The organism is Natrarchaeobius oligotrophus, from assembly GCF_003841465.1.
GTDB classification, from domain to species: Archaea; Halobacteriota; Halobacteria; order Halobacteriales; family Natrialbaceae; genus Natrarchaeobius; species Natrarchaeobius oligotrophus.
Genome location: NZ_REFZ01000002.1, coordinates 405,022 through 431,343, shown reverse-complemented (window position 1 = coordinate 431,343; position 26,322 = coordinate 405,022). Strand labels below are relative to the sequence as shown.

Annotated in this window: 21 protein-coding genes; 10 read left to right on the top strand and 11 right to left on the bottom strand. The window is 62.3% G+C overall.

Annotation, left to right across the window (positions count from 1 at the left end):
• The first annotated feature begins 260 nt into the window (after positions 1-260).
• Both EA472_RS04725 and EA472_RS04720 read left to right on the top strand, forming a co-directional pair.
• Complete coding sequence (locus tag EA472_RS04725) at positions 261-1,040, top strand: 2-keto-4-pentenoate hydratase (protein WP_124190354.1); 780 nt, start codon at positions 261-263, stop codon at positions 1,038-1,040.
• Between the two features lie 118 nt (positions 1,041-1,158).
• Positions 1,159-1,920, top strand: coding sequence for an IclR family transcriptional regulator (locus EA472_RS04720; protein WP_124190353.1), 762 nt, complete (start codon positions 1,159-1,161; stop codon positions 1,918-1,920).
• Between the two features lie 285 nt (positions 1,921-2,205).
• Here the strand turns inward: EA472_RS04720 and EA472_RS04715 are convergent, their stop codons facing one another.
• The 4 genes from EA472_RS04715 to EA472_RS04700 form a co-directional block, all read right to left on the bottom strand.
• Positions 2,206-3,381: an ABC transporter ATP-binding protein gene (locus EA472_RS04715; RefSeq protein WP_165874822.1), complete on the bottom strand. Its 1,176-nt coding sequence runs from the start codon at positions 3,379-3,381 to the stop codon at positions 2,206-2,208.
• 121 nt (positions 3,382-3,502) lie between these two features.
• Complete coding sequence (locus EA472_RS04710; protein ID WP_124190351.1) at positions 3,503-4,285, bottom strand: 2-keto-4-pentenoate hydratase; 783 nt, start codon at positions 4,283-4,285, stop codon at positions 3,503-3,505.
• Between the two features lie 151 nt (positions 4,286-4,436).
• Complete coding sequence (locus EA472_RS04705) at positions 4,437-5,399, bottom strand: VOC family protein (protein ID WP_124190350.1); 963 nt, start codon at positions 5,397-5,399, stop codon at positions 4,437-4,439.
• 171 nt (positions 5,400-5,570) lie between these two features.
• Positions 5,571-6,530 carry an amidohydrolase family protein gene (locus EA472_RS04700; protein ID WP_124190349.1) on the bottom strand — a complete coding sequence of 320 codons (960 nt, stop codon included), beginning with the start codon at positions 6,528-6,530 and terminating at the stop codon, positions 5,571-5,573.
• Between the two features lie 145 nt (positions 6,531-6,675).
• Between EA472_RS04700 and EA472_RS04695 the strand changes: the two genes are divergently transcribed.
• Together EA472_RS04695 and EA472_RS04690 are read left to right on the top strand one after the other, a co-directional pair.
• Positions 6,676-7,104, top strand: a complete 429-nt coding sequence (locus EA472_RS04695; protein WP_124190348.1) for a universal stress protein — start codon at positions 6,676-6,678, stop codon at positions 7,102-7,104.
• A gap of 39 nt (positions 7,105-7,143) precedes the next feature.
• The gene (locus EA472_RS04690; protein WP_124190347.1) at positions 7,144-7,518 is read left to right on the top strand and encodes a VOC family protein; all 375 of its coding nucleotides are present in this window, start codon (positions 7,144-7,146) and stop codon (positions 7,516-7,518) included.
• A 264-nt stretch (positions 7,519-7,782) separates the two neighbouring features.
• Here the strand turns inward: EA472_RS04690 and dmpG are convergent, their stop codons facing one another.
• Positions 7,783-8,829 carry a 4-hydroxy-2-oxovalerate aldolase gene (gene dmpG / locus EA472_RS04685; protein ID WP_124190346.1) on the bottom strand — a complete coding sequence of 349 codons (1,047 nt, stop codon included), beginning with the start codon at positions 8,827-8,829 and terminating at the stop codon, positions 7,783-7,785.
• On the bottom strand, positions 8,822-9,763 hold the full coding sequence (locus EA472_RS04680) for an acetaldehyde dehydrogenase (acetylating) (protein WP_124190345.1): 942 nt from the start codon (positions 9,761-9,763) through the stop codon (positions 8,822-8,824). The genes dmpG and EA472_RS04680 overlap by 8 nt, the downstream gene beginning before the upstream one ends.
• 154 nt (positions 9,764-9,917) lie before the next feature.
• Between EA472_RS04680 and EA472_RS22365 the strand changes: the two genes are divergently transcribed.
• A complete protein-coding gene (locus EA472_RS22365) occupies positions 9,918-10,202 on the top strand; it encodes a ubiquitin-like small modifier protein 1 (protein ID WP_165874821.1) in 285 nt (94 codons plus the stop codon).
• Between the two features lie 36 nt (positions 10,203-10,238).
• Here the strand turns inward: EA472_RS22365 and EA472_RS04670 are convergent, their stop codons facing one another.
• The 5 genes from EA472_RS04670 to EA472_RS04650 all read right to left on the bottom strand — a co-directional run bounded on the left by EA472_RS04670 (position 10,239) and on the right by EA472_RS04650 (position 18,235).
• Positions 10,239-11,909: an aldehyde ferredoxin oxidoreductase C-terminal domain-containing protein gene (locus EA472_RS04670; protein WP_124190343.1), complete on the bottom strand. Its 1,671-nt coding sequence runs from the start codon at positions 11,907-11,909 to the stop codon at positions 10,239-10,241.
• 113 nt (positions 11,910-12,022) lie between these two features.
• Positions 12,023-13,510 (bottom strand): aldehyde dehydrogenase family protein, encoded by a 1,488-nt coding sequence (locus tag EA472_RS04665; RefSeq protein WP_124190342.1) that lies wholly within the window; start codon positions 13,508-13,510, stop codon positions 12,023-12,025.
• A gap of 117 nt (positions 13,511-13,627) precedes the next feature.
• Positions 13,628-15,091, bottom strand: a complete 1,464-nt coding sequence (locus tag EA472_RS04660; protein ID WP_124190341.1) for an aldehyde dehydrogenase family protein — start codon at positions 15,089-15,091, stop codon at positions 13,628-13,630.
• A 102-nt stretch (positions 15,092-15,193) separates the two neighbouring features.
• Positions 15,194-16,750 (bottom strand): amidase, encoded by a 1,557-nt coding sequence (locus tag EA472_RS04655; RefSeq protein WP_124190340.1) that lies wholly within the window; start codon positions 16,748-16,750, stop codon positions 15,194-15,196.
• Between the two features lie 87 nt (positions 16,751-16,837).
• On the bottom strand, positions 16,838-18,235 hold the full coding sequence (locus tag EA472_RS04650) for an SLC13 family permease (protein ID WP_124190339.1): 1,398 nt from the start codon (positions 18,233-18,235) through the stop codon (positions 16,838-16,840).
• Positions 18,236-18,428: 193 nt separating this feature from the next.
• Here EA472_RS04650 and EA472_RS04645 point away from each other — a divergent pair, with 193 nt between their 5' ends.
• The 5 genes from EA472_RS04645 (at position 18,429) to EA472_RS04625 (ending at position 26,269) form a co-directional block, all read left to right on the top strand.
• Positions 18,429-19,559 carry an extracellular solute-binding protein gene (locus EA472_RS04645; RefSeq protein ID WP_124190338.1) on the top strand — a complete coding sequence of 377 codons (1,131 nt, stop codon included), beginning with the start codon at positions 18,429-18,431 and terminating at the stop codon, positions 19,557-19,559.
• 75 nt (positions 19,560-19,634) lie between these two features.
• Complete coding sequence (locus EA472_RS04640; RefSeq protein WP_124190337.1) at positions 19,635-21,326, top strand: ABC transporter permease; 1,692 nt, start codon at positions 19,635-19,637, stop codon at positions 21,324-21,326.
• 263 nt (positions 21,327-21,589) lie between these two features.
• The gene (locus EA472_RS04635; RefSeq protein ID WP_124190336.1) at positions 21,590-23,302 is read left to right on the top strand and encodes a thiamine pyrophosphate-requiring protein; all 1,713 of its coding nucleotides are present in this window, start codon (positions 21,590-21,592) and stop codon (positions 23,300-23,302) included.
• Positions 23,303-23,384: 82 nt separating this feature from the next.
• A complete protein-coding gene (locus EA472_RS04630; RefSeq protein ID WP_124190335.1) occupies positions 23,385-24,482 on the top strand; it encodes an ABC transporter substrate-binding protein in 1,098 nt (365 codons plus the stop codon).
• Between the two features lie 80 nt (positions 24,483-24,562).
• The gene (locus EA472_RS04625; RefSeq protein ID WP_124190334.1) at positions 24,563-26,269 is read left to right on the top strand and encodes an ABC transporter permease; all 1,707 of its coding nucleotides are present in this window, start codon (positions 24,563-24,565) and stop codon (positions 26,267-26,269) included.
• The last annotated feature ends 53 nt before the right edge of the window (positions 26,270-26,322 follow it).

The following is a 26,322-nucleotide window of genomic DNA, read 5'->3' as shown; positions in this document are numbered from 1 at the left end:
CGGTCGACTGTTCACTCGACGTTTACAACCGTACTCTCGTCATTCTCCGGGTCCAGTCGACTGTTCACTCGACGTTTACAGCCGTACCTTCGTAATTTTGTTCGGGAACGATCTTTCTCGTGTGTTCTGTCGCGTTTGATTCGGTCCGATCGTTTTGCCATTGAAAACCGAATGTTCGTTTTCACATAGAAAACACGTATTACTGATTTCCGTCCACTCTATTCCAAACTTATTTGTCGGTCCGACCGGTCCCCGTACGTATGTCAGTGGATGACGAGACGCGCGATCGACTCGCCGCGTCGCTGTACGACGCGTTGCAGACGGGCAATCCCATCGCCCGCCCGACCGAAACGCACGATCTCACGATCGAGGACGCCTACGCGATCCAGTCGTCGTTTATCGACCGACGGCTCGAGGACGGCGCCACCGTCGTCGGACACAAGATCGGACTCACTAGCGAGGGTATTCAGGACCAACTCGGTGTGTCGGAGCCCGACTTCGGCAGGTTACTCGACACCATGTTCGTCGACGGACGCACGATCCCGAGCGAGGACCTCATCGCCCCCCGGATCGAGCCGGAAGTCGGATTTTTCATCGGTAACGACCTCGAGCCGCCGGTGTCGTACCTCGACGTGCTGGCGGCGACCGAGTTCGTCGTTCCGGTTCTCGAGGTCATCGACAGCCGCGTTCGTGACTGGGACATTCGCATTCAGGATACGATCGCGGACAACGCCTCCTCCGCGTTGTATCTCACGGGCGAGACGAGACGCGACGTCGACGACGTCGATCTCTCGCTCGAAGGTGTCAAACTCTACCGAAACGGGACGCTCGAGGCGTCGGGAGTCGGTGCTGCGGTGCTCGAACATCCCGCACGGTCCGTTGCGTGGCTCGCCAACACGCTCGCGGATCTCGACGAAACGCTCGAGGCGGGACAATTCATCCTCAGCGGATCGCTCACGCCGGCCGTCGACGTCGACTCCGGTGACGTCCTTACGGTTGAGTTCGCCTCGATCGGAACGCTGACGACTCGGGTCGAATAGTCGGCGTTCAGCGTTTGTAAACGAACGTGCTCGTTGTACCCTCCTCACACGGTACGAACTCTCATTCTACGTTTTCGAATTGAAAACTGTTATGTGCCTGGATACCATGGGGTTGTGTATGACGACGGAAGCAAATCACCCGGTGCGGACGACGGAGAAATCGTTGCATCTGATCGAGAAACTTCGGGAACTGGACGGCGCACGTATTCACGAACTCGAGGACGAACTCGAGATGACGAAGGGAGCGATTCACAATCACCTGAGCACGCTCCGAACGCACGGATACGTGGTGAAAGAGGACAACGAGTACCGGTTGAGCCTGAAGGTGTTGACCCTCGGTGGCTACGTTCGAAGCAACTACTCGATCTACCAGTTCGGTCGTCCGAAAGCGAACAAGCTCGCCTCGGACACCGGGATGCTGGTCAACCTCGCAACCGAAGAAAACGGCCAGAGCGTCTATCTCTATCAGGCTCGCGGCGAGTACGCCGTCAATCTCGATACGCAGGTTGGACATCGCCTCAGACTCCACAACATCGCGATCGGCAAGGCCATCCTCGCGTATCTGCCGGCCGAGCGGGTCGAGGCGATCGTCGACCAGTGGGGGCTCCCGAAGGAGACGGAGAACACGATCACCGACCGGGAGACGCTGTTCGAGGAACTGGAGTCCGTCCGCGAGCAGGAGTTTGCAACCGACCTGGAAGAACGGACGGAAGGGCTTTGCTGTATCGCCGCACCGATTCGACCCGACAACGAGATTCTGGGTGCGATCAGCATCTCTGCACCGACCAGTAGGCTCGGCAATCAGGGTTTCGACGACGAGCTCGTCGGCCAGGTCAAGAGTACGGCGAACGAGATCGCACTGGATATCAAGTACGTGTAGGCGGCGCCGTTTAGCCCGTCGACTCCTGTCACCTCTATCTCGGTTTTCTATAGCTAAACAATAATCCGCAGATCACCCGTGAACTAGCGACGATAGCTCCCCGTACCGCCCCGTTGTGTTTTCAGGATGAAAACGAGTGGGTCGTACACAGATTCGATCACCGCGTTGGATCGGTCGAGTTCGTCTATCGGACGGTGAACGCGAGTACCCGGAACGTCGACTGATCGCGTGGCGTATCGGAAAAGCTGAGTACCGGTCTCGTTCGGCCGCCGAAGCCGACGACGATTACGCGACGGAGTCGGAAACGTCGGCCGTCTCGGCTTCTTCCGCTATCCCTTCCGTTCGGGCGACCTGGTCGCCCCGCTCGTCGTAGACTCTGACGCGGCTCTTGTCGACGGTTGCGACGACCTCGTCACCGACGTCGGCGAGAACGCCGTGAACGGCCGTGTCGATCGACCGGGAGAGAACGTCGAACTCGCCGCAGTCGATGTTGTACTCGATGTAGTCCCGCGTGAGCGATTCGGAGCTGATCGTTCCGCGGAAGACGAGTTCGTCGTCTCCGATGTTCTCCGGCGAGGCGGCGACCTGACAGTGTTTGGGTCGGAAACAGACCGTGAGGTCGTCGCCCGTCTCCACTTTTCCGTTCAGATCGCCAAACGCGTACTCTCTGGCACCGACGTCGATCGTCGTCGACCCGCCGGCGTTTGTTACCCGACCGTGAATGCTGTTCGAGAATCCCATGAAATCCATCGTAAAGTGCTTTTTCGGGTTGTTGTAGATGTTGAGGGGATCGTTCTCTTCGACGATCTCGCCCTGGTTCATGATCGCGATCTCGTCGGAGAGGTACATCGCTTCGTCCTGTGCGTGGGTCACGTACAGCATCGTGATGTCGAACTCCTCGCAGATATTCTTGATCTCCGCGCGCATCGTTCGCCGAAGTTTAGCGTCGAGATTCGAGAGCGGCTCGTCGAAGAGGATGATCTCCGGTTCAAGGATCATCGCGCGCGCGACGGCGACGCGCTGTTGTTGGCCGCCACTCAGGTTCGACGCCAGGTGATTCGTGTGATCGCCCATTCCGATCGACTCGAGCAGTTTGTGGGTCCGCTCGCGACGTTCCTCTTTAGTTCCGATCTTCTGGACGTTGAGCGGGTACATGACGTTCTCCTCGACGGTCATGTGCGGCCAGACGGCGTAGGACTGAAACACCATCCCGATGCCGCGGTTCTCGGGCGCGACGTTCACCTCATCGGAAAACACCAGCTCGCCATCGATGTAGATCTCACCGCTGTCCGGCGTCTCGAGCCCGGCGACGCTGCGAAGCGTCGTCGACTTTCCACAGCCCGAGGGACCTAGCAACGTTTTGATCTTGCCGGCTTCCACCGAGAGGGAGAGATCATCGACAGCAACTGTCTCACCGTACGTCTTTCGTATATTCTTTAATCGGAGTTTCGTGTCCGCCATACGCACGAAACGGATGTGGAGTAATATAAATGTTCCCACAGCCATTGGTACCGATGGACGAGAACAAACCCGACTCTCCAGTAGATCGTTCGAAAATCGCATACCGTCCGCGAAAACGGAGCTATTCGGCCCGAAGCTCGATGTCTCCGATGGTCGCGAACTGGACGTTGTAGACGTCGCCGGGCTCGATGTCGATCGCGGCGTTGATACCACCGGTCAGGATCAACTCGCCCGCCTCGAGTCCGTCGTCGACGTCCGGGAGACGATTCGCGAGCCACGAGACGGCTCGGGCGGGGTGGCCCATGATGTCGGCACCGACGCCGGTGGCTTCGACCTCGCCGTTGACCGAGATGACGACGCTCTCCATCGCCAGATCGACGTCGGTGACGTCACGGAGACGCTCGCCGACGAAGATGCGACCGGCCGACGTGTTGTCAGCGATCACGTCCTGTGCGGAGGGAATAGACCAGCCCTGGAACCTGCTCTCGAGAATTTCGACGACCGGCACGACGGCTTCCGTCGCCGAAAGGACGTCCGTCGCGGTGGCCGGTGCGGGAACGTCCTCGCCGAGGACGAGACCGATCTCCGCTTCCAGCCGCGGCGAGATCATCGACTCGCTCGGGATCGTCGGTCCCTCGAGGACGGTATCGTCCGTAACGTAGCCGAAGATCGGCTCCTGAATGCCGAGTTGTTCCTGTTTCGCCTCGCTGACGAGACCGAGTTTGTGCCCGACGATCCCGCCGTCGTCACCGCGGAGGCGGTCGACGACGCGGGATTGAATCTCGTAGGACTCGGCGACGGAGAACTCCTCGTCGTCGGTCAGCGGCGGGATCGGCGATCCGCTCTCCTGTGCGTCGTACAGCGATTCTGCGAATTCGTCCAGTTTGTCCTCACTGAGGCTCATCTGTGTCTCGATATTAGCGACGGTTTATTTAATGGTACCGCCTTTCCGGCACCGGATGAATTCCGCTGACCGCCGTGACGCCATGGTCGGAGCTCTGGAAAAAGTTTCGCGATCAGTCGTCGTCCCGTTCGACGATCCAGTCGAACGCCGGTTACGCGTCGGGGTAGCTCGTCCCTTCCCAGGACGGACCTTCCCCGACCCACTGGTGGTTGTTTTCGCCGCCGATGTCCGATTCGGTCCACTCGATCGGCTCCCAGTCTGGTTCGAAGTTGAGATAGCCCGGTCCAGCGAACAGTTCGATGCGGAACCCGCTGGCCGGATCGGAGACGTACAGAAAGTCCGCTCGAGTGATCGCGTGGCGGCCGGGACCGCCGTCGGGTTCGATACCGACTTCGCTCAGGATGTCGGCGGCGTTCCAGAGGTCGTCGAAGCTGTCGAGGTGGTACGAGAGGTGGTGGAACCCGGGCGACGAGTCGGCGGGTTCGCGGTGGATCGCGAGGTCGTGTGGGAGCGCGGTCACGGCGAACCACCAGCCCCAGAGTTCGTCGTCGGTTCCACGGTAACACTCGTTCAGCTGGAAACCGAGTGCCTCCTGGAGCCAGGCGGCGTGTTCTTTCGCAGTACCGCCGGGATCCTGGACGTGGACGTGATCGATTCGCCGCGGTGCGATCCGGTTTGCGACCGCCTCGCTGTAGACGCGGTTTTTGAGTCCCGATCGTTGTCCCTCGGGTGCGTCCGGCTTATCGACGTCGTAGTAGAACTCGTACGGATGACCGAACTTCTCGACGCGGATCGCTTCACCCTGCCCTGGTTCCTCGCCGGCGTCGACGTAGGTGACGTCCGTCCCTTCGGATTCGAACCGCTCGGCGAGGTGGTCGAGCGCCTCCGAGCTCGTCGTTCGCAACGCGATGTGGTCGACGCCTTTCTTTCCGGACTCGGTGACGCTCAGCGTGTGATGCTCCCAGTCGCGCTGTCCGCGTAGATACGCGGTGTCGTCGTCTCGCTCGACGACGTGAAGTCCGAGTACTTCGTCGAAGAACCAGAGTGATTCGTCGAGATCGGGCGTATGAATCGCAACGTGACCGAGTTTGGCGATCGGTTGGTTCGTGTTCATGGTAGAGTCGATGGCAGCCGCATACTTGATTTCTCCGGGTACAGACCCTCGATAGCGGCTTGACGGAGCTATTTGTAGGTATGTTATTTAGTTGTTTTCCTGGCCGATTCGCGACGACGTCTCGCCGAACCGACGGTGGACCGTCGTGGACGGCTCGGTTCGACGAACCGGTCAGTCGATCAACTCGAGGAGGTTGTCCGCGTAAATTCCCTCGCGATCCGCGTCGTCGACGTCCATCGCTTCGACGGCGGCGATCCCGTTTTCGATTCCGGCCCGTCCTCGGCCCGGTCCGAACGGATAGTCGGTGCCGTAGACGAGCGTGTCGCCGAAGAAGTCGTACGCACACTCGTGAGCGGCGACGCTGCTGCCGAGACAGGCGTCGGTGTAGAACTCCGCGAAGTGGTCGCTGACGGGCTGTTCGAGGTCGGGGAGATCGGTGTCGGCGTAGTTGTCGGGGTACTGCTGGCGAGTCTCGTAAAAACCGTCGATCCGGCCGCTGAAGTACGGGATCATACCGGCACCGTGGTGTGCGACGACGTCGAAGTCGTGTTTCTGGGTGACGCCGCCGAAGACGAGCCGAGACAGCGCGAGCGTCGTGTCGAACGGCCAGCCGAACAGTCGGTGATCCATGTACTCGCTCGCCCACTCGTACCACTCGTGGAGTTGCGGGTGCAGCCACAGCGGCGCGTCTTCGGCGTCGGCTTTCGCGAACAGCGGATCGAACTGCGGTCTGTCGAGCGGCTCGCCGTCGATGTTCGAGAAAATCTGGATCCCCACCATGTCGAGGTCGTTCACACACCGGTCGAACTCGTCGATGAACTCGTCGTTGACCTTGGGAATCGTTCCGACGGGGACGAACCGTTCCGGGTGTTCGTCGGTGATGCGTCGGATCTCGTCGTTCGCGAGTTTCGTCAGTTCCAGCGCCGTCTCGTCGTCCATACCCTGCCAGATCGGCGGCAGTGCGATCGTGAGCACCTGCTTGTCGATGCCGAACTCGTCCATGTCTTCGAGTCGCCGGTCGAGGTCCCAGAGAAACGACGGTGAGCCGCTGAGCCCCTGGAAGCCGTGTTCGTCGAGCAACGTTTCGTAGAACCGCTCCGTCAGTACGTGCGTGAATGCGTCGATTTTCATCGGTCGACCATCCACAGCAACGGACAGCCATCACATAAAGCTCACGTCCTCGACGCTCGACCGATCCACCGACGCGGCCGTGAACCCGTAGCGTCGAGAACGGGTTCGGCGGTTGTTTTATTATGGCCGCCCGAGACGTCATCGTATGGGAATACTTGCAGCGGTAGACGGCAGCGAAGACTCCCGACGCGTGGTCGAAGTCGGCTACGACTTGGCCCAGGCGTACGAAACGGAGCTGGCCGTCCTCTACGTCGTAACCGAAGACAGGGCGCGCGAGTTGATGGACGAACAGGACGATTACTATCTCGACGACGCCGTCTCGGGTGCAGAACGGATCGCCTCCCGCGTCGCGAACGACGTCGTAGAGGATCGCTTTTCGATCGAGCCGATCGGAACGGTCGGAAACCCCGCGGAGGTCATCGTCGAGCAAGTCGAGAAACTCGAGGCGGACTACCTCGTCATCGGCGGCCGAAAACGGACTCCGGTCGGCAAGGCGCTGTTCGGAAGCGTGACTCAGTCCGTGTTGCTTTCGGCCGACTGTCCCGTCGTGACGACGATGATCGACGACGAGTAGATCCGGTTATTTTATTGCGTTGTGCCGGAATCGGAGCGTATGGACGTCATCCACAGTGCGATTTGGGTATCGGACATCGAGGAAACGCTCTCGTTCTACGTCGACGATCTCGGTCTCGAGAAGACGCGAGAGTTCGTCAGCGGGGAGGGTGCCCGCAACGTGTACGTCGCGGGCGACAACGGCGTCGAACTGCAACTGAAGCACGATCCGGAACGGGGGGTGCCGGAGCCGACCGGCATCGACCACATCGCCATCGCGGTCGACGACACCGACGCCGAAGTCGAACGGCTCGTCGCGGAAACCGATTGCACCCTCGAGCGCGGTCCGCTGGACTCCGACGGGGCGAACGCCCGGGTCGCGTTCCTCGAGGGTCCCGACGGCTACGGGATCGAACTGGTCCAGGAGTTCGAGTGACGCGGACTGCTGTCCGTCGGTTTCGGTAGATCCGCCGGACGGGGCGTCGCGGTTGCACCCGTTCGACGTTACAACAGATCGTACGACGGGACCCTACGTCGCTTCCACGCGGATATTTTGGCACCTTCGAGATCGAACGACGGGCCACACGACGGGAGACGCATCGTCGTCTCCAGTCACTTCGGGTGGCACCTCTAGCGCCGTCGCTGTCCGGTCGGTGGAAATCGAGAAAACGAGTACCGTCCGGCGACGATGGAAACCGGGTCAGTCGTCCGATTCGGATTCGGCGGCCGTCGGTTCGTCGTCGTCGGCCATCCGTGCGGCGACGTCAGTGATCATGTCCTCCTGGCCGCCGACGACGCCGATGTCGCCAAGCTCGACGAGGATCTCTCGAGGGTCGAGGTCGAAGCGCTCGCCGACGCGGCGGGTGTGACGAAGGAACGACGAGTAGACGCCCGCGTAGCCGAGCACCAGCGAGTCGTTGTCGAGTTCGGGCATCGTGTCCTCGGTGAGCATCGGAACGAGCACGTCCTCCGCGGCGTCCATGACGCCGAAGAAGTCCGGATTGACGTCGTAGCCCGCCTTCTTCAGGACGCCAACGAGCACTTCCATCTGCGCGTTGCCCGAGCCTGCGCCGAGCCCGCGGAGACAGCCGTCGACCGTGGTCGCGCCGGCTTCGATACCGGCGAGCGTGTTACCGATGCCGAGCCCGAGGTTGTTGTGTGCGTGAAAGCCGACCTCGATCGACAGTTCGTCGGCGAGCAGACCGACGCGTTCGCGGACGTCGTCGGGTAACATCGCGCCCGCGGAGTCCATCACGTAGACGGCATCGGCGCCGTACTCCTCCATGAGCTGTGCCTGCTCGAGGACGGTCTCGGGCGAAGCCATGTGCGAGAGCATCAGCAATCCGTTCGCCTCGAGTCCGCGGTCGGTGACGAACTCGAAGTGCTCGGCCGAAACGTCGGCCTCCGTGACGTGGGTCGCGATCCGACACATGTCGGCGCCGCGATCGACCGCGAGGTCGAGTTCCTCGACGGTTCCGATGCCGGGCAACAGCAGGACCGATAGCTTCGTGTTCGTGAGTTCGGGGACGACCGCGTCGAGGTACTCGCCGGTGTCTGCGGCCGCGAATCCGTAGTTGATCGACGAGCCGCCCATGCCATCGCCGTGGGACATCTCGACGACGTCCATCTCGGCGTCGTCGAGCGCGCTCGCGATTTCGGCCATCTCCTCGGGCGTGAACTGGTGGTCGACGGCGTGCATTCCGTCCCGAAGCGTCATGTCGACCAGGCGAACGTCGGCGTCAGTCATCGATACCACCCCCGATCGGGTTCGCTTCGGCCGGTTGCGTTGCGATGCGTTCGGCGGCGCCGAGGGCTGCGCTGGTCATGATGTCCAGATTTCCGGCGTACGACGGCAGGTACTGCCCCTCTCCTTCGACTTCGAGCATCGTCGTGACGACGATCGAGTCTCCCAGGTCGAAGCCGACGTCGTCCTGGTCCTTGACGACCGGGTCGAGTGTCACTTCGTATCCGGGGACGTACGACTGGATCTCCGCTTCCATGTCGTCGACCGAGTCGCGTACGTCCTCGATGTCCGTCGTGTCGGGAACTTTCGTGTAGACCGTGTTGCGCATCATGATCGGTGGTTCAGCGGGATTGAGAACGATAATCGCCTTCCCTTCGTCGGCGCCGCCGACGTCCTCGAGGCCGGCGGCGGTGGTCTGGGTGAACTCGTCGATGTTCTTGCGGGTCCCCGGTCCGGCGCTTTTCGAGGCGATCGTCGAGATCATCTCGGCGTACTCGACGTCCGCGACGCGGTCGACCGCGTGGACGAGCGGAATCGTCGCCTGTCCGCCGCAGGTGACCATATTGATGTTGTCCTCGGTGTCGATCACGTCGTCCAGGTTGACGGCCGGGACGGTGTACGGTCCAACCGCCGCGGGCGTGAGGTCGATCGCGAACAGTCCGAGTTCCTGGTACACCGGCGCTTGCTGTTCGTGGACTTTCGCGCTCGTCGCCTCGAAGACCACGTCGAACTCGTCTGCGTACTCTCGAACGCTGTCGATCCCGTCCGTTCCGACGTCGATACCCTCGTCGACGGCCGCCTGGAGTCCCTCCGACTCCTCGACCGGAAAGATACCGATCATCCGCTGGAGATTAATCGAGTCACTTCTATCGAGTATCTTATACATTAAGTCGGTCCCGATATTGCCAGGACCCACTATTGCTGCATCAACCGGCATGTGGGTATTAATCGGAGTAACAGTATTTAATACTATTGAAGACACGCAAGCCGTTCCGGTTCCCTCACCGCCGGTTTCACCAGTTCGACTGGGTGGTGCTGCAGTTGCTCGAGTGGACGAACAGTATAAGACTGTGGGACGGCAACCACCGATCATGGCTATCACGTGCGATTTTTACGGACCGCTTCGCGAGGCGGTCGGTCGAAAGACGATCACCCACGACGTCTCGACGGACGCTACCGTCGGCGACGTCCTCGAGTCGATCGCGGTGGATCATCCCGAGTTGGGCGAACTGTTGTTTTCGGACGGCGACCTTCGTGAGACGATGAACGTCTCGGTGAATTCGAGACACGTCAGGCTCCAGGACGGACTCGAGACCCCGGTCGAAGACGGCGATACGGTCCGCGCGTACCCGCCCGCGGAAGGCGGGAGCACCTGAAAAGAGCGTCTGGTCGAGCGAACCGCTCGACGGAACTCAGTCCGATCCCGCGATGGCGTCGACGCGGTCGGCCGGCACGGTTCCGTCGTCGTTCCACCCCCGTTCGTCGTAGTACTCCTGCAGCGACGATTCGAGGTCGGGGAGGTCGTAGGGAACCCAGTCGTCTTCCCCGTCGAAGCCGCGCTGATTGTTGAAGTGACGCTCGAGTTCGACCACCCGCGAGCCGACCGAAAGGAGGTCCTGGAAGTCGGCGTCGAACAGCCGTTCGAACCGATCGTCCTCCACCGCACGGCCGACGCCGAACTGACAGATGATCCCGCTGTCGCGCAACGCGTTCAGATTCTCGTTTCGGATCACGTGCTCGGCCTTGCCGGCGGTCCCCTCGGGATCTATCTTTCCGTGGTACTCGGGGATCATCGTCGTCGAGTACATGTGGTCGCCGCCGCGATTCGCCACGGCGTAGGACAGCCCCTGTCCCTGCACGACGCGGCCGTCGTGGGCGGCGTGCTCGAGCCCTTTGATCGCCCAGTTTTCGACCCCGAGCTCGTCGTGGATGCGGGCGACGCCCTCGGCGAGCAGGTCGCCGTCACCCTCGCGGAAGGCGATCTGCTCGACCAGATCGTGGACGAGCTCGGCGTTGCCGAACTCGTCGTTGGCCGCGAGATAGGCGGCGACGGTGACGCCACACGAGATCGTGTCCATCCCGTACCGGTCACACAGTTCGTTGGACTTCATCACGTCGACGACGTCGTCGACGCCGCAGTTCGAACCGAACGAGAACACCGTCTCGAATTCCGGGCCTTCGGTTTCGAGGCCCGTCTCTTCGTCCCGAGTCGGCAGCTTACACGCGAATGCACAGACCGAACACGCTGCTTTCTCGTATTTTTTCTCCTCGACGGCGTTGCCGCCGATGTCGGCAGCGCCCTCGAACTCGAGTTCCGAGTAGTACCGCGTCGGCAGGGAGAACTCGTCGTTCAGAAACTCGGTCAGGTTCGTCGTCCCCTGGCGACGCATGATGTCGTCGCTGGTCGCCGCCTCGCGGTGGACCTCCATGTGGAGGTCCTCGTTGGGCAACTCGAGGGCGGGCGCGGAGTCGCCGTCGAAGGAGATGCACTTGACGCTTTTCGCTCCCATCACGGCGCCGAGTCCGCCGCGGCCGAACGCGCGTTCGTCGTAGGTCATCACCGACGCGAACCGCACCACGCGTTCGCCGGCGGGTCCGATCGTCACGAGGTGCTCGCTCTCGAGACCGTGGCGGTCGTTCATCGCGTCGGTGACGGCAGGCACACCCGCGTCCTCGAGTTCGGGAACGGGTTCGAACTCGACGCCCTCGTCGGTCACGTGGATCGCGAGCAGCTCGTCGCTCTCGCCGACGATCTCGACGACGCTGTGACCGGTCGCGACGAAGTTCCGCGAGAGGTAGCCGCCGGCGTTCGACGACAGTAGTCCGTCGGTCAGCGGCGAAAGGCCCGTGAGGCTCATTCGGCCGGTAAAACTCATGTTGGACTGTTGAAGCGGCCCCGAAGCGAAATAGAGCCGGTTGTCCGCGCCGAGCGGATCGGCGTCGAACGGAATGCGGTCGTGTGCCAGCTTGGTCGCGACGCCCCGTCCGCCGATGAACGCGGCGAGTTCGTCGTCGATGTCGGTCGTCGTGACGGATCGGTCGCCGACGTCGATCGTCAACAGTGATCCGGTTGCGTGTAACATCACGCCGTAGCTACGAAGAGATCCCTCAAAGTCTCACCGGATACTGTCAAACTCCGTATCGAACGCGGTGGCAGCCGGTCGCGCTCGAAAAGGCGAGACGCGGGTCGAGCCGATCAGAAGAGGTAGTCGCGCGATTCCCGCTGGATCGACGTCCACTTCACTTCCGTGAACTCGTCGATGATCCAGTCGCCGTTGTAGCGGCCGACGCCGGAGGCTTTCTTCCCGCCGAAGGGCACGTGCGGTTCGGCGTTGACCGGCTGATCGTTGACGTGCATCATTCCCACGTCGATCCGATCGGCGACGTCGCGGGCGCGACCGCGGTCGGCCGAGTGAACCGAGCCGGCCAGTCCGTACTCGGTGTCGTTCGCGAGTTCGATCGCTTCCTCGTCGGAACTGAACGGGATGATGGGTGCGACGGGTCCGAAGTGTTCGTTGCACGCCGCCGCCATGTCGTTGGTGACGCCCGTGAGCACCGTTGGCTCGACGAACAGGTCGTCGTAGTCGCCGCCGGTTTCGAGCGTCGCCCCTTCCTCGACCGTCCGATCGATGTAGTCGACGATTTCGTCGCGCTGGGACTCGTTGATGATCGGACCGATCACCGTCTCCTCGTCGCGCGGATCGCCAATCGGTAGTTCGGCCGCGCGCTCGGTCAGCCGTTTTGCGTACTCGTCGTAGACCGACTCGTGGACGAGGTGGCGGTTGATCGAGATGCAGACCTGCCCCTGGTGCCAGAACGAACCGAACGTTCCGGCGGCGACGGCGTCGTCGAGGTCGGCGTCATCGAGAACGACGTGTGCGTTGTTGCCGCCGAGTTCCAGCGCAGGAAGCGCGAAGTGGTTGATCGCGTTCTCTCCGACGTGTCGTCCCGCGCCGGTCGAACCCGTAAAGGCGATCACGTCGCTGTCGGGGTGGGATGCGACCCGATCGCCGGTCGTCGAACCGTGGCCGGTGACGACGTTGAGGACGCCGTCGGGGAGGCCGGCCATCTCGAACAGGCGTGCAATCACGAGCCCGCCCGAGATCGGCGTCTCGGTCGGCGGCTTGAGAACGACGCTGTTCCCGAGGGCGATCGCGGGCGCGACGGCCCGGATCGCGAGCTTCAGCGGCACGTTCCACGGGCTGATGACGCCGACGACGCCCGCGGGATCGCGCTGGACGATGTTCTCTTTGCCAGGGATCTTCGACTGGTTGTGTCGCCCCGACATCCGGAACGGGAACGAGGCCGTGTCGTGGACGAACGTCACGGCGCCGCCGTGTTCGATGTCGAGTTTCGGCGGTGCACTACCCGCTTCGACCGCGAGAATTTCGCGAACTTCCGCTTCGTACTCGTCAAGCAGTTCCGCAACTCGTCTGACGACCTTCGCTCGCTCGGCCGGCGACGTCCGTGCCCACTCCGTTTGGGCGTCGACGGCCGCTTCGTAGGCGTCGTCGACGTCTTCGCTCGACCCGTTCGGAATCTGCGTGATCGCCTCCCTCGTCGCGGGGTTTTCGACGTCGATCCGGTCGCGATCCGGAACCGTTCGCCACTCGCCGTCGACGAAAATCGCGTCCCAGTCGCCGTCGATCGATACAGCTCTCTCTTTCGACACTTGCTCGCTCATCGACAGTGTATCGTCCGCCCTCCGGCTTTACTGTTATGGATACCGGCTGGCTCGTCGGCTCGGGCGATCGCATTCGGTTCGCGAAAAAAGACGTCTGAGCGGAATCCAGCGGGCCGATTACAGCGGATACTCGCGTTCGTCGTGCTGGACGGAGATCCACTTCTGTTTCGTAAACTCGCGGATGATCTCCTCGCCGTTGTACCGACCGATGCCGGAGGCCTTGTCGCCGCCGAACGGGACGTGCGGTTCGTCGTTGATCGGTTGGTCGTTGACGTGGATCATTCCCGTTTCGATCCGCTCGGCGACCGACCGAGCGTGCTCGAGTTCGCCGTGGACCGATCCCGACAGCCCCATCTCGGTGTCGTTCGCGAGTTCGATCGCCTCCTCGGTGCTCTCGAAGGGGATCACGGGGACGATCGGTCCGAAGTGTTCGTTGCAGGCGGCGGGCATCTCGTTCGAGACGCCCGACAGCACCGTCGGCTCGACGAACAGTCCGTCGGCGGTTCCGCCAATCTCGACCGTCGCTCCGCTGTTGGCGCTCTCGCGGACGAACTCGAGCATCTTGTCGCGCTGTTCTTCTTTGATCACCGGCCCGATGTCGACCTCCGGATCGACGGGGTTGCCGACCTCCAGGGCGGCCGCGCGCTCGACCATCCGCTCGACGTACTCGTCGTACAGCGACTCGTGGACGAGGTGACGGTTGATCGAGATGCAGATCTGTCCCTGGTGCATGAACGAGCCGAAGACGCCCGCGTCGACGGCCCGGTCGAGGTCCGCGTCCTCGAGGACGACGTGTGCGTTGTTGCCGCCGAGTTCCAGCGCCGGCAGCGCGAGGTTGTCGACGGCGTTTTTCGCGACCTCTCTGCCGACGGCCGTCGAGCCGGTGAACGAAACTACGTCGACGTCGGGGTGGGACGCGAGCGCGTCGCCCGCCTCGTGACCCCACCCGGGGACGACGTTCAGAAGACCCTCCGGCAGCCCGGCGGCTTCGAACAGCTCCGCGATCGCCAGCCCGCCGCTGATCGACGTCTCCTCGGCCGGCTTCAGTACGACCGCGTTTCCGAGCGCGATCGCGGGTGCGACCGCGCGCATCGAGAGGTGAAACGGCACGTTCCAGGGCGAGATGATGCCGACGACGCCGGCCGGCTCGCGCCGAACTTCGTTTTCTTTGCCCGGGATGACGGACTCCGGTTTCGTCCCCTGAGAGCGGGTCGGGAAGCTCGCGGTTTCGGCCAGCATTCCCGACGCGAGGACCTCGAGTTCGACGTGGGCTTTCAGCTGCGTGCTACCTGCTTCCCTGACGAGCAGCTCGGCGAACTCGTCTTCGCACTCGTGGAGTTCGTGCAGCACGGACTGAATGACTTCCGCGCGCTCCTGGGGCGGACGGTTCCGCCACTCTCGCTGGGCCTCGACCGCCGCGGCGAACGCGTCGTCGACGTCGCCAGCAGTTCCGGCCGGCACCTCCGCGATCACCTCTCGGGTCGCCGGATTTTCGACTTCGATCGTCTCGCGGTCGGGCGTTCGCCGCTCCCCGTCGATGTACAGGTGGTTCCAATCCTTTTCGATGTCAACTGATACCATGCCTACGTAAGACGTCTCCCTATGATTATAATAAATCTTTGTTTCGGACCCCGTCACGGCGGTGGAGACGCGTCGATCGTCACCCGATGGACGGCGCGTCGGCTACCTGTCTTCCCAGGTCGTTTCCCGCTCGAATGCGGCCGCCAGCGAGAGCAGGGTCGATTCCTCGAACTGGGATCCGACGAGCATCGCACCGACCGGCAGTCCGTCGGGCTTCGCACACGGGACCGACAGAGCCGGATGGCCGGTCACGTTGAACGGGCACGTGTTGTGGATCGTCGTGACTTCTCGGGTGAGCGCTTCGACCAGGTCGAACGTTTCCGTGCGTTCGAACGCGCGCGTGATCGTCGTCGGGAGGAGCAACGCGTCGTACTCGCGGAGAACCTCGTCGTACGCCCGCCGGAGCGCCAGCCCGACGTTTCGCCCCATCGCGTACGGTTCCGCTCCGTACGCCTCCTCGAGGAACGCGGCGACGATCCGGGTCCGTTTCATCGCCGGGGGAAGCTCGTCCGTTCGCGACTCGAGGACGGATTGCAGCCGTCGAGCGAGGCGGGTCCAGGCCCAGCCGGTGTGGTTCGTTCCGACACCTCCGTCGTCCAGCAGCCGGCTCATCCCCTGCGTCGCGATCGCCGCCCACGCGCTCACGCCGTCGCGGTGCAGCGGGACGGAGACCGATTCACAGTCGACGCCGAACTCCTCGAACGTCGCCGCCGCGTCGCGAACCGCGTCGTCGACCGCTGGTTCGGAGCTCTCCCAGCCGAACCCCTCCTCGAGGACGGCGATCGACAGCCCGTCGACGTCGGATCCGATCGCGTCGACGTACGAGTCGGCCCCGATCGACGGCGACTGTCGCTGATCGAGCGGGATGCCGTCGACGGCGTCGAGGCCGGCGATCGACTCGAGGAGTCGGGCGACGCGTTCCACGGACGGTGCCATCGGACCGACGTGGTCGAGGCTCAGTTCCAACGGGAGGACGCCGGTCGCGGGGACGAGACCGTACGTCGGCTTCAGCCCGACGATTCCGCACCACGAACTCGGAATTCTGACCGAGCCCGCCTGATCGGTGCCGAGCGCCGCGTCGCAGTCGCCGTTGGCGGGTGCCGCACCCGACCCGCTCGAGGATCCTCCCGGAAGCCGATCGTGGTCGTGCGGGTTCGCGACCGCGCCGAAATCCGAGAGGTCGCCGCGGCCGGAGCAGGCGAAACTCTCCATGTTGAGCTTGCCCGCGATCGTCGCACCGTCGTCGAGAAGCCGCGAGACGACGGTCGCGTCGATCTTCGGGACGAAGCCCTCGAGCACCCGCGAGCCGGCGGTCATCTCGTAGCCGGCGACGGCGATCGAGTCCTTGACGCCGACGGTGACGCCAGCGAGCGGTCCGCTCTTTGCACCCTCGACGCGACACCTCGTGATCCACGCGTTTAGCGGGTCGTCGTTCCTCGGTCGATAGCCGCGTTCACGACCGTCGAGTCGGTCGGGCTCGAGACCGGGATCGAACGACGGGGTCCGCGCGACCGGCTCGAGACCCTCGATCGCTCCGACCGCGAGTTCCCGATAGGCCGCCCGTTCGTCCGCCGAAAGCGCGAACCCGAGGTCGTCAGCGATCGACTCGACGTGGTCGAGTGTCGGCCGTCCGAAACGGTGATTGCTACTCGTTCGCATCGGTGAGTACGATCGATCGGCTTCGGATATAGTTGTCGGTGGCTGACGGCGTTACAGCCACGCGCGAAGCAAGTCGGAGCCGATCGATCAGAAAATCCAGCCGAAGATCGCGAGCTGTATCGGAACGAGGAGGAGGACGATTGCGAGCGTGCAGGCGGCCGCCATTCGGATAAGCTCTCTCGGCTCGGCGATGCTGTAGGCGAGCATGACGACGAGGACGGCCGACTGGTAGGGAAACACGTGCAATCCGAACGCCATCGCCTCCGTCAGCACGATCGGCGTCACCGGAATCCCCGCATCCGTGGCGAACGAGACGAAAATCGGCGTAACGACGCTGGCGGCGGCGAGTTCTTCCACGACGAACATGAGCCCGATCATGATCAGCAGGACGATTCCGAGGACGACGACGAGGGGCGCGTTTTCGGGAACGATCGTCAACAGCCCCTCGGCCAGCCGGTCCGCGACGCCGGTCCTGGCGAGTCCGTCGCCGATCGCGAAGACGGCGGCGATGAAAAAGAGGATCGAGAAGTCCACGTCCTCGAGGGTCCCTTCGAACTCGACGACCCCGATTCCGGGCAGAAACGAGAGCACGACCACGAAAAGCGCACCGTATACCGGGTGAAGTCCGTGGAGGAAGTCGCTCGCCCACACGGCCACGCCGGCGAGCAAGAACACGAGCATCCGTCGTTCGGTTCCGGTCATCGCGCGCACCTCGTTTTCGACGTTTGAGATTTGGAGGTCGGGCTCCGGCCGATACAGGAGAGACGCGACGGCGACGATCACGAGGAGCCGTCCGACTCCCATCACCGGGAACATCAACGCGAACCACTCCGTCCAGGTGATCGTCACCCCGGTGATCGACTCGAGGATGCCGACGACGACGATGTTGGGCGATCCGCCCGTGAGGACTGCGGCGGTTCCGTAGTGGGTCACGAACAGCGGCCCCAGAAAGAGCCCGAGTCCGGCTCGCTTCGAGTCGAACCGCTCTCCCGCTTCGAGCAGGATGGGCGCGAGGACGAGCACCCGAACGATCGCGACGGGAACGATCAGCGTGAGGAGAAATGCGCCGATCGACAGGCCGACGAGGAGGCGACGATACGTCTGATGTGGGTTGGCCGCCGGTGAAACCGGCATACACCGGTCGACGATCCACTGGTTCGTCCACTCGGCGAGTCCGCTTCGTCGGGTCGCTTCGCCCATCACAAGCCCGAACGCGATGAGCCACGTGGCGGGTGACTGAAACCCCACGAGCGCGAGATCCATCGAGAACGCGATCCCGACGATTCCGAGACAGAGTATTCCCGTGTACGCGGGCGGAACCAGGTTCCCGATCCAGAGGACGATACAGAAGGCGGTGATGGCGAGCATCGTCGCGCCGGCGGGCTCGAGCGGCGCGCCGAATCGAATCGCTAGACCGCCGATCACCGCGAGCGGAACCGACAGTACCGGCAGACTTGGGAGCTGTCTGCCTATTGTGACTGACACGCGTTTGTACGACCTCGCGTTGAGTCACTTCGCTCCGTACGTTTACGCGTACTGGTTGCTCGGTCGCTCTCTGAACTCTCGTCTTCCCCGCCATACTGTGGGGAACGGTATCATCTTCATCGGTCATCTGTCGCATATTAACCATTATATTTATGTGAGTGTCCTTTCTCTGTGAGAGGTAGAGCGCTATACCATGAAGCGCAGACAGTACCTTCGAAACAGTGGCATTGTTGGTGGAGCACTCCTGTCGACCGGCCTCGCCGGTTGTACGGGAGACGGGAACGGGAACGGGAACGGAAACGGGAACGGGAACGGGAACGGAAACGGGAACGGTGGGACGACCGGATCCGCGGGTGACGAACTCGCCGACGAACTCACCGTGTACACGAACATTCCGTTCGATTCGGTCCAGGAAGCCTACGAGTCGTCCTCCGGCGTCGACCTGAACGTCGTGACGCTCGGCGGTCCGCAGCCGAACCTCCAGTACGTCTCCGAGTGGGAACAGGAGCAGTACGACGTCGACGTCATCGCCTCCTTGGACACCTCGACCTGGGTGCTCCACGAGCGCGACATTCCCGCAGAAGTCGAACTCGACCAGGAGGACATCGACGAGCTGTGGCATCACGACGGGATGGCCGAGGCGTGGGAAGACGCGATCGGTCACGACATTAGGGAGGTGTCGGTTCCCCACATCAACCAGATCGGATCGTTCATCTACAACACGAACGCCGTTTCGGAGACGCCGACGACGTGGGACGACATTACCGGTTCCGACTGGGAGAGTCGCATCTGCACCCAGCCGTTTACGATGGACTACGTCCTGCGGCTGATGGAAGCGCACTTCGACACCGTGGAGGAGGCCGAACAGTGGATTGTCGACTTCGACGATAACAGTCCGCAGTACCTCTCCGGCGGCGGAACGATGGTCGACTCCGTCCTTTCCGGCGAGAACGACCTCTCGGCGTACATCTGGGGCATGTACGCCTCCGGTCCGATCGACGAGGGTGCGCCCCTCGACCTCCACTTCCCGGAACCGACCGGAATGCACTCCCAGGTTATCAACGTCCCGCAGGAGGCACCGAACCTCGAGACGGCGAAGCACTTCGCCCGGTGGGTCGGGAGCGCGGAGGGTCAGGAGGCCAGCCAGGCGATCAACGGCGGTGCGCTCCCCGCACGCGAAGGATTCGGATACGGTCACGATCACGTCCAGCAGCGCTGGGACGAATCCGATCAGACGCCGATCACCATCACGATCGGACGCGAGGACGCGGACGAGTACAACGAGCGGGTCGAGGATCTGATCGGTCTGGACCTCACCTCGTAATCGACTCGGTTCGCTTCTATCCCGTAAAATAGATATACGAACTCCTCACTGTCTACGAACAGAGCCCTAGTCCAAATGAGTGTAAATACTTCGATAAAAGACCAGTTCAGATCGAACCGATCGAAAATTTACGGGGGGCTGATACTGTTCGTCCTTTCGTTTTTCACGATTCTTCCGATACTCGTGACGATCGGTATCAGCTTCTTCGCCGACGGAATCGATCTCGTCTCCGAGTTCACGCTCAACAACTGGCTCGAGGCCGGCGCCAGTTCGGAGATCATCTTCAACACCGTCGTTTTCGCGATCGGTTCTGCGACGCTCACGACCGTGATCGCCGTCTTCATCGCGTGGGCGATCGCCCGGACGAACATTCCGTTCGGTCGCGTCTACTACTATTCGATCTTCAGTATGATCTTCTTGCCGCCGATCGTCTGGGAGAGCGTCTGGATCCGTCTCCTCGGCCGGAACGGGTTGTACACGGCACTCCTTCCGTTTAACTTCGACGTCTACAGCCTCCCCGGAATGATGGTCGTCCAGGGTGTGTTTCTCGTGCCGCTCTGTCTTATCATTCTGATGCCGATGTTCGCGAACGTGGACAACTCGCTCGAGGAGGCGAGTCGCGTCAGTGGCGGTAAAATCCTCTACACGACGCGAAAGATCACGCTGCCGTTGCTCAAGCCGGGTATCCTGGCGGCGTACCTGTTGACGCTCGTCATCACCCTCGGCAGTCTGCGCGTGCCGCTGATGATCGGCCAGCCCGAGGGAATCTCCGTGCTGGCACTGCAGATCTACAACGGCGTCAACGAGTTCCCGATCGAGTACGGCGCAGCGTTCGTCGACGGAACGATTCTCATTCTCGTCGCGCTCCCCGTCTTCTATCTCTACAAGCGCGAACTGGGGAAAACCGGCAAGTTCGAAACCGTGAGCGGAAGCGCGTTCAAGCAAGCGCCGATCGAACTCAGCCGCGGGCCGCGATACGCCCTCTCCGGGTTCATCGCGTTTTTGCTCACGATCATGGCCATTATCCCGGTCGTAACGATGTTCTACGGCTCGATCTCTCCGTACCCGATCACGATCCCCGCGCTGTTCAACGGCGAACACCCGGGATTCACCGCTCAGCCGTACCTCGACGTTCTCTACAATAGGTCCACGTGGTCGGCGGCCTGGAACAGCCTTCTCGCCGCCGGCATCGCGTCGGTCGTCGTCGTCGCAGCCGCCGTGGGTATCAGCTGGATCGTGAACAAGTCCGACCTCGCGTACAAGCGCACCATCGACTACCTCTCGTTCCTGCCGCTTGCGATGACGTCCGTCTCGCTCGCGCTCGGATTCATCGTTCTGTTCCTCGTCATCTTCCCGATCGGCATCTACGGCACGATCGCGATCGTCATCCTCGCGTACATTACCCGGTTCCTCCCCGCAACGATCCGCGTCGTCGCCCCCTCGGTCCAGCAGATTCAGAACGAACTGCTCGAGGCGGCGACCATCTCGGGGGCCGGCCGCGTCCGTCGCGTTCGAACGATCCTGATGCCGTTGATCATCGCGACCATCCACGCCATCGCGACCTACCGATTCGCGTTCCTGTTCAAGGAACTCCCCATCTCGCTGTTGCTCCAGTCGGCGAACGTGCCGCTACTGGCTCCCTTCCTCTTCGAACTCGGCGTGCAGGGTAACTACCCGCAGCTGTCGGCGATGGGAATCCTGATCGCTGGCTTCCTGCTCGTGGTCACGATCGCGATCCACCAGATCGGTTCGTCGAACCTGAGTTAGTCTGATCGCATTCCTCGTTCGACCGCCCTCTCGTTTCGTCCTCCAAAATTGATCGTCTTGCTTCGACCTCCAGTTTCGTTCCTCCACGTTTTCGCCGGCCGATCGTCGAGTACCTGGTTTCGATCGAATCGTCTCGTAAAATCGAACGAATTCGCCCGCTCGAGCTATCAGAACTCCGCTCTCGATTTCGACGACCGAAATGGTTATGTGGGCACGAACTCACCTCTGAGATAGTTCACGCGAGAACGACGTTACCGTCAATCATGCATCCACCGAGTGACTCTTCCGACCCAGCGGATCGCACCGTAGCCGAGTCGATGCTTCGATCGCTCGCCGAGTACGACGTCGATTACGTCTTCTCCAACTTCGGCACAGATCACACCCCCATCATCGAAGCCGCGGCGCAGTTGCGCGAGGCGGGGGAGGCGGACGCCTTCCCGGAACTCGTTCCCTGTCCCCACGAGTTCGTCGCCCTCTCGGCCGCTCACGGCTACGCACAGGCGTCGGGCGATCCACAGGCCGTGCTCGTCCACGTCGACGTCGGGACGCAAAACCTCGGCGCGGCGATGCACAACGCACACCGTGCTAACGCACCGGTGTTGATTATGGCTGGACTCGCCCCGGTATCCGACGAGGGATACCTGGGTTCGCGGGACAATCCGATCCACTACTACCAGGACGTCTTCGACCAGACCGGCATCGTCGAGGAGTACTGCCGATGGACGAACGAGTATCGGACGCCGGCCGACCCGACCGAAGCGATCCGACGCGGACTCGAGCGAACGAGCGCGACGCCACCGGGACCGACCTACCTCTCGTTTTCGCGGGAAGCCCTCGAGGCGCCGACGCCAGCCTCGCCGGGTGAGCTCGGATCGATCAGGCGAACGCGACCGGCCGGCGCTGACGACGAGTCGGTCGCGGCGGTCGTCGACCGCCTGGAGGCCGCGGAGAACCCGCTCGTCATCACGAGTTCGGCACCCGGCCCCCTCGGTGACTGGCAGGTCGACGCGCTGGTTTCGTTCGCGGAAGCCGCCGGGGCCGGCGTCGTCGAACACTATCCCACGGAACTCTGTTTCCCTCGCGACCACGAACTACACGTCGGCTTCGATCCGGGCGAACCGCTTTCGGAGACCGATCTGCTCGTTCTCCTCGAGACGGACGTGCCGTGGGTTCCGTCCAAGACGGACGTTCCGGACGATCTCACCACGATCCAGATCGACACCAACCCCACGAAACCGGAGTTTCGAAGCTGGCCGTTCGACGCCGACGTGACCGTGATGGCAGATCCGGCGTCGACGCTTCGAACGATCACGGCCCAACTCGAGTCGGGCGGCGACGGCTCGGTGTGGCGCGAAATGCACCGCGACAGTGCCGAAGCGGCACAACGGCGGGCGGCCGACCACCGTGCGAACGAGCGACTGACCGCGACCGTCCTCTCCGACGAGATCAGCAACCACGTCGACGAAGAGACGGTCGTTCTCCAGGGTGCGCTGACGAACCGTCCGGCGGCGCTCGATCAGATTACGCTCAGCGAACCCGGCTCCTACTACTGGCGCGGCGGCGCTGGACTCGGTTGGGGCGTTCCCGCGGGCATCGGCGTGAAACTCGCCTCGCCCGAGAGCCGCGTCATCTCGCTCATCGGCGACGGCGGCTATCTGTTCTCGAATCCGGCCGCGAGCGCACTCGCTGCCGAGAACGCCGGAACCGCGACGCTCACCGTCGTCTACAACAACGAGAGCTGGGAATCCGTCAGAGCTGCGACCCGCAGTCAGCACGGCTCCGGAACTGCGGTCGCCCAGGGCGTTCCCGAGGGGAGATACGGCGACGCCGCCGACCTCTCGTGTATCTCCGAGGTCACCGACACGTTCAGCCGAAGGATCGAGGCGTTCGACTCGCTCGAGGAAACGGTGGCCGAAGCCATCGACGCCGTCGACAACGGCACGAACGCCGTCCTCGACGTTCGAGTCGAAAACTGACGCCGTTTTAGGTCCGTTCCGCGCCAGTCTGGGCCGTGAGAACAATAATTTTAAGGGGATACAAATATCCTACACAAATGGTATGACGGACGACCGTACGCGAGGGTGTAGCTATCGGTGTGGGGAAACGACTCGTCGATCGGTTCTCGGAGCCACCGGCGGGCTCTCGGCGGCCGCGCTCACCGGGTTGGCCGGCTGTCTCGGGAACGGCGAAGAGGAATCCGAGGAGCTGACCGTGTATACGAACATTCCGTTCGAGGAGATCGCCGACGGCTACGAAGAGGAAACCGGCGTCGGCGTCAACTACGTCACGCTGCAGGGCCAGGAACCGATTACTCGATACGTGGCCGAAGCCGACCAGGAGCAGTACGACGTCGACGCCATCTGTTGTAACTCGACGGGGATGTGGCAGCTGTTCGAAGACGACATTCCGGCGACGCTCGATCTCTCCGACGAGCAGATCGATCGCCAGTTCAGCCTCTCGGGCATGGCCGAGACCTATCAGGACCGACTCGGCGACGACGTGCTACAGCGTGCGCCGCCGATCTTGCTGCAGATCGGCGCGTTCCACTACCACACGGAGTCGGTCTCGGATCCGCCGACGAGCTACCTGGACCTCCTCGACGATCGGTGGGAGGGTGAGACCTGCACGCAGCCGTTTACGATGATGTACGTGCTCCAGGCTCTCGAGGAACACCTCGGTACGGAGGAAGCCGAGGAGTACATCCTCGACTACCACGATCTCGATCCGCAGTACATCGGCGGCGGCGGCAGCAACGTTCAGTCGGTTCTTGGCGGCGACAACGATCTGGCGAAGTACATCTGGGGATTCTACTCGTCTCAGGAGATCTCCGACGGTGCTCCGATCGATCTGACGTTCGTCGACGAACTCTCGTTCTCGACGCAGGTCATGATCCGGCCCGAAAATGCGCCGAACCCGGAGGCCGCAGAGGAGTTCATCGAGTGGACGATCAGCGAGTCCGGCCAGGAGATCGTTCAGTCGCTCGCCGGCGGATCGATCCCGGCTCGAGAGGGAATGGAGTACGGTCACGATCACGTCCAGCAGCGCTGGGAGGAGTGGCAGGATGCCCATCCCGACACCGATCCGTTCCCGACCGTCCAGAGCCCCGAGAGCGCCCAGGAGTACGCCGATCGCATCGACGAACTCATCGGGCTATAACACGACGCCATCGTTGATACCCTACTCATGAATTCGAACGGACGACGATCAACGACTGTGACGGGGACCTGGCCGAACGTATGACGGCGGATGGATACTACCGTTCCCAGCTGAAGGGGATGATGAGCGCTCGCCGTCCACAGATCTACGGCGGACTGATCGTCCTCGGGCTGGCGCTCATAACGATCCTCCCGCTCGTCACGACGTTCGTCATCAGCTTCTACGCCGACGGCGCATCGCTTCTCGACGAGTTCTCGACTGCGAACTGGATCGACGCGATATTCGGCTATCCGGACGTCATTTTGAACACGCTCGTCTTCGCGTTCGGATCGGCGCTGTTGACTACCGCGTTGAGCGTCTTCATCAGCTGGTCGATCGCTCGGACGAACGTGCCGTTCGGTCGGATCTGGTACTACCTTCTGTTCGGGATGATCTTCATTCCGCCGATCGTCTGGGAGGCGGTCTGGATCCGATTGCTCGGCCCAAATGGCTTCTACAACGCGCTACTCCCGTTCCACTTGGACGTCTTCAGCTTGTACGGAATGATTCTCGTTCAGGGAATCTTCATGCTGCCGCTCAGTCTCATCGTTCTCATCCCGGTGTTCGCGAACGTGGACAATTCGCTCGAGGAGGCGAGCCGGATGAGCGGCGGCGGCGTCTTGCGAACGATCCGATCGGTCACGTTACCGCTCGTGATGCCTGGAATCCTGGCGTCGTTCCTGCTCGTCCTCGTGATCAGCCTCGGCAACCTGCGCGTCCCGTTGATGATCGGACTTCCCGCGGACATCTACGTGTTACCGAGCAAGATATACGAGGATGCCGTTCAGGCGCCGACGCAGTACGGGGCGGCGTTCGTCGACGGGACGCTGTTGATACTCTTCGCGCTTCCGATCTTCTACTTCTACCGGAAAGCACTGGGTGACACCGGCCGGTACGAGACGATCGGCGGCGAGGCGTTTTCGCAAGCGCCGGTCGAACTCTCGCGCCGGGGTCGATATCTTCTCTCGTCGGTCATCGGGCTTCTGCTGGTGGTCGTGACGGTCGTGCCGGTACTCGTCATGATCCACGGTTCGTTTTCCCCCTACATCGTTCCGTTCCAGGACCTGTTTACGGGATCGCACCCGTCGTTCACGCTCCAGCCGTACACGGTGTTGCTTGACGACCTCACCGCACAGCGCGCCGTTCGGAACAGTTTCATCGCGGCGACGATCGCGACGCTGTTGACGATTTTCGGCTCGGTCTTTCTGTCGTGGGTCGTCTACAAGTCCGACATCGCCTACCGGAAGGTCATCGACTACATGTCGTTTCTTCCGATCGCGCTCACGTCCGTTTCGCTCGCGCTCGGGTTCATCGTCATCTTCCTTCGTATCTTCCCAATCGGCATCTACGGGACGATCTGGATCATCGTCCTCGCGTACGTCACGCGGTCGCTTGCGACGACGATCCGGGTCGTGACGCCGTCGGTTCAGCAGATCCAGGACGTTCTTCTCGAAGCCGGTGTGATGTCCGGTGCCAACAAGGTAACTCGCATTCGGACGATCGTGTTCCCGTTGATCCTCTCGACGGTTCACGCGGTCGGTGCGCTCCGGTTCGCGATCCTCTTTCACGAACTGCCGGTCTCGCTGCTGTTGCAGCCAGCGAACCTTCCGCTGCTGGCTCCGTACCTGTACGAGCTCAGCGTCCAGGGTAACTATCCGCGCCTCGCGGCGATCGGCGTCTGCGTGACCGCGTTCCTCGTCGTTGCGACGGTCGTGATCCACCGCCTCGGCTCGTCCGACGACACCTGATCGGGTCCACTCTCCTCGGTCTCGATCGAAATTCTGTCGGTGTCGTTCGAGTC

What these genes read in the sequence shown, in the direction of transcription:
- EA472_RS04725 (WP_124190354.1), top strand. Translation starts at nt 261, where the DNA reads ATGTCAGTGGATGACGAGACGCGCGATCGACTCGCCGCGTCGCTGTAC.
- EA472_RS04720 (WP_124190353.1), top strand. Translation starts at nt 1,159, where the DNA reads ATGACGACGGAAGCAAATCACCCGGTGCGGACGACGGAGAAATCGTTG.
- EA472_RS04715 (WP_165874822.1), bottom strand. Translation starts at nt 3,381, where the DNA reads ATGGCGGACACGAAACTCCGATTAAAGAATATACGAAAGACGTACGGT.
- EA472_RS04710 (WP_124190351.1), bottom strand. Translation starts at nt 4,285, where the DNA reads ATGAGCCTCAGTGAGGACAAACTGGACGAATTCGCAGAATCGCTGTAC.
- EA472_RS04705 (WP_124190350.1), bottom strand. Translation starts at nt 5,399, where the DNA reads ATGAACACGAACCAACCGATCGCCAAACTCGGTCACGTTGCGATTCAT.
- EA472_RS04700 (WP_124190349.1), bottom strand. Translation starts at nt 6,530, where the DNA reads ATGAAAATCGACGCATTCACGCACGTACTGACGGAGCGGTTCTACGAA.
- EA472_RS04695 (WP_124190348.1), top strand. Translation starts at nt 6,676, where the DNA reads ATGGGAATACTTGCAGCGGTAGACGGCAGCGAAGACTCCCGACGCGTG.
- EA472_RS04690 (WP_124190347.1), top strand. Translation starts at nt 7,144, where the DNA reads ATGGACGTCATCCACAGTGCGATTTGGGTATCGGACATCGAGGAAACG.
- dmpG (WP_124190346.1), bottom strand. Translation starts at nt 8,829, where the DNA reads ATGACTGACGCCGACGTTCGCCTGGTCGACATGACGCTTCGGGACGGA.
- EA472_RS04680 (WP_124190345.1), bottom strand. Translation starts at nt 9,763, where the DNA reads ATGCCGGTTGATGCAGCAATAGTGGGTCCTGGCAATATCGGGACCGAC.
- EA472_RS22365 (WP_165874821.1), top strand. Translation starts at nt 9,918, where the DNA reads ATGGCTATCACGTGCGATTTTTACGGACCGCTTCGCGAGGCGGTCGGT.
- EA472_RS04670 (WP_124190343.1), bottom strand. Translation starts at nt 11,909, where the DNA reads ATGTTACACGCAACCGGATCACTGTTGACGATCGACGTCGGCGACCGA.
- EA472_RS04665 (WP_124190342.1), bottom strand. Translation starts at nt 13,510, where the DNA reads ATGAGCGAGCAAGTGTCGAAAGAGAGAGCTGTATCGATCGACGGCGAC.
- EA472_RS04660 (WP_124190341.1), bottom strand. Translation starts at nt 15,091, where the DNA reads ATGGTATCAGTTGACATCGAAAAGGATTGGAACCACCTGTACATCGAC.
- EA472_RS04655 (WP_124190340.1), bottom strand. Translation starts at nt 16,750, where the DNA reads ATGCGAACGAGTAGCAATCACCGTTTCGGACGGCCGACACTCGACCAC.
- EA472_RS04645 (WP_124190338.1), top strand. Translation starts at nt 18,429, where the DNA reads ATGAAGCGCAGACAGTACCTTCGAAACAGTGGCATTGTTGGTGGAGCA.
- EA472_RS04640 (WP_124190337.1), top strand. Translation starts at nt 19,635, where the DNA reads ATGAGTGTAAATACTTCGATAAAAGACCAGTTCAGATCGAACCGATCG.
- EA472_RS04635 (WP_124190336.1), top strand. Translation starts at nt 21,590, where the DNA reads ATGCATCCACCGAGTGACTCTTCCGACCCAGCGGATCGCACCGTAGCC.
- EA472_RS04630 (WP_124190335.1), top strand. Translation starts at nt 23,385, where the DNA reads ATGACGGACGACCGTACGCGAGGGTGTAGCTATCGGTGTGGGGAAACG.
- EA472_RS04625 (WP_124190334.1), top strand. Translation starts at nt 24,563, where the DNA reads ATGACGGCGGATGGATACTACCGTTCCCAGCTGAAGGGGATGATGAGC.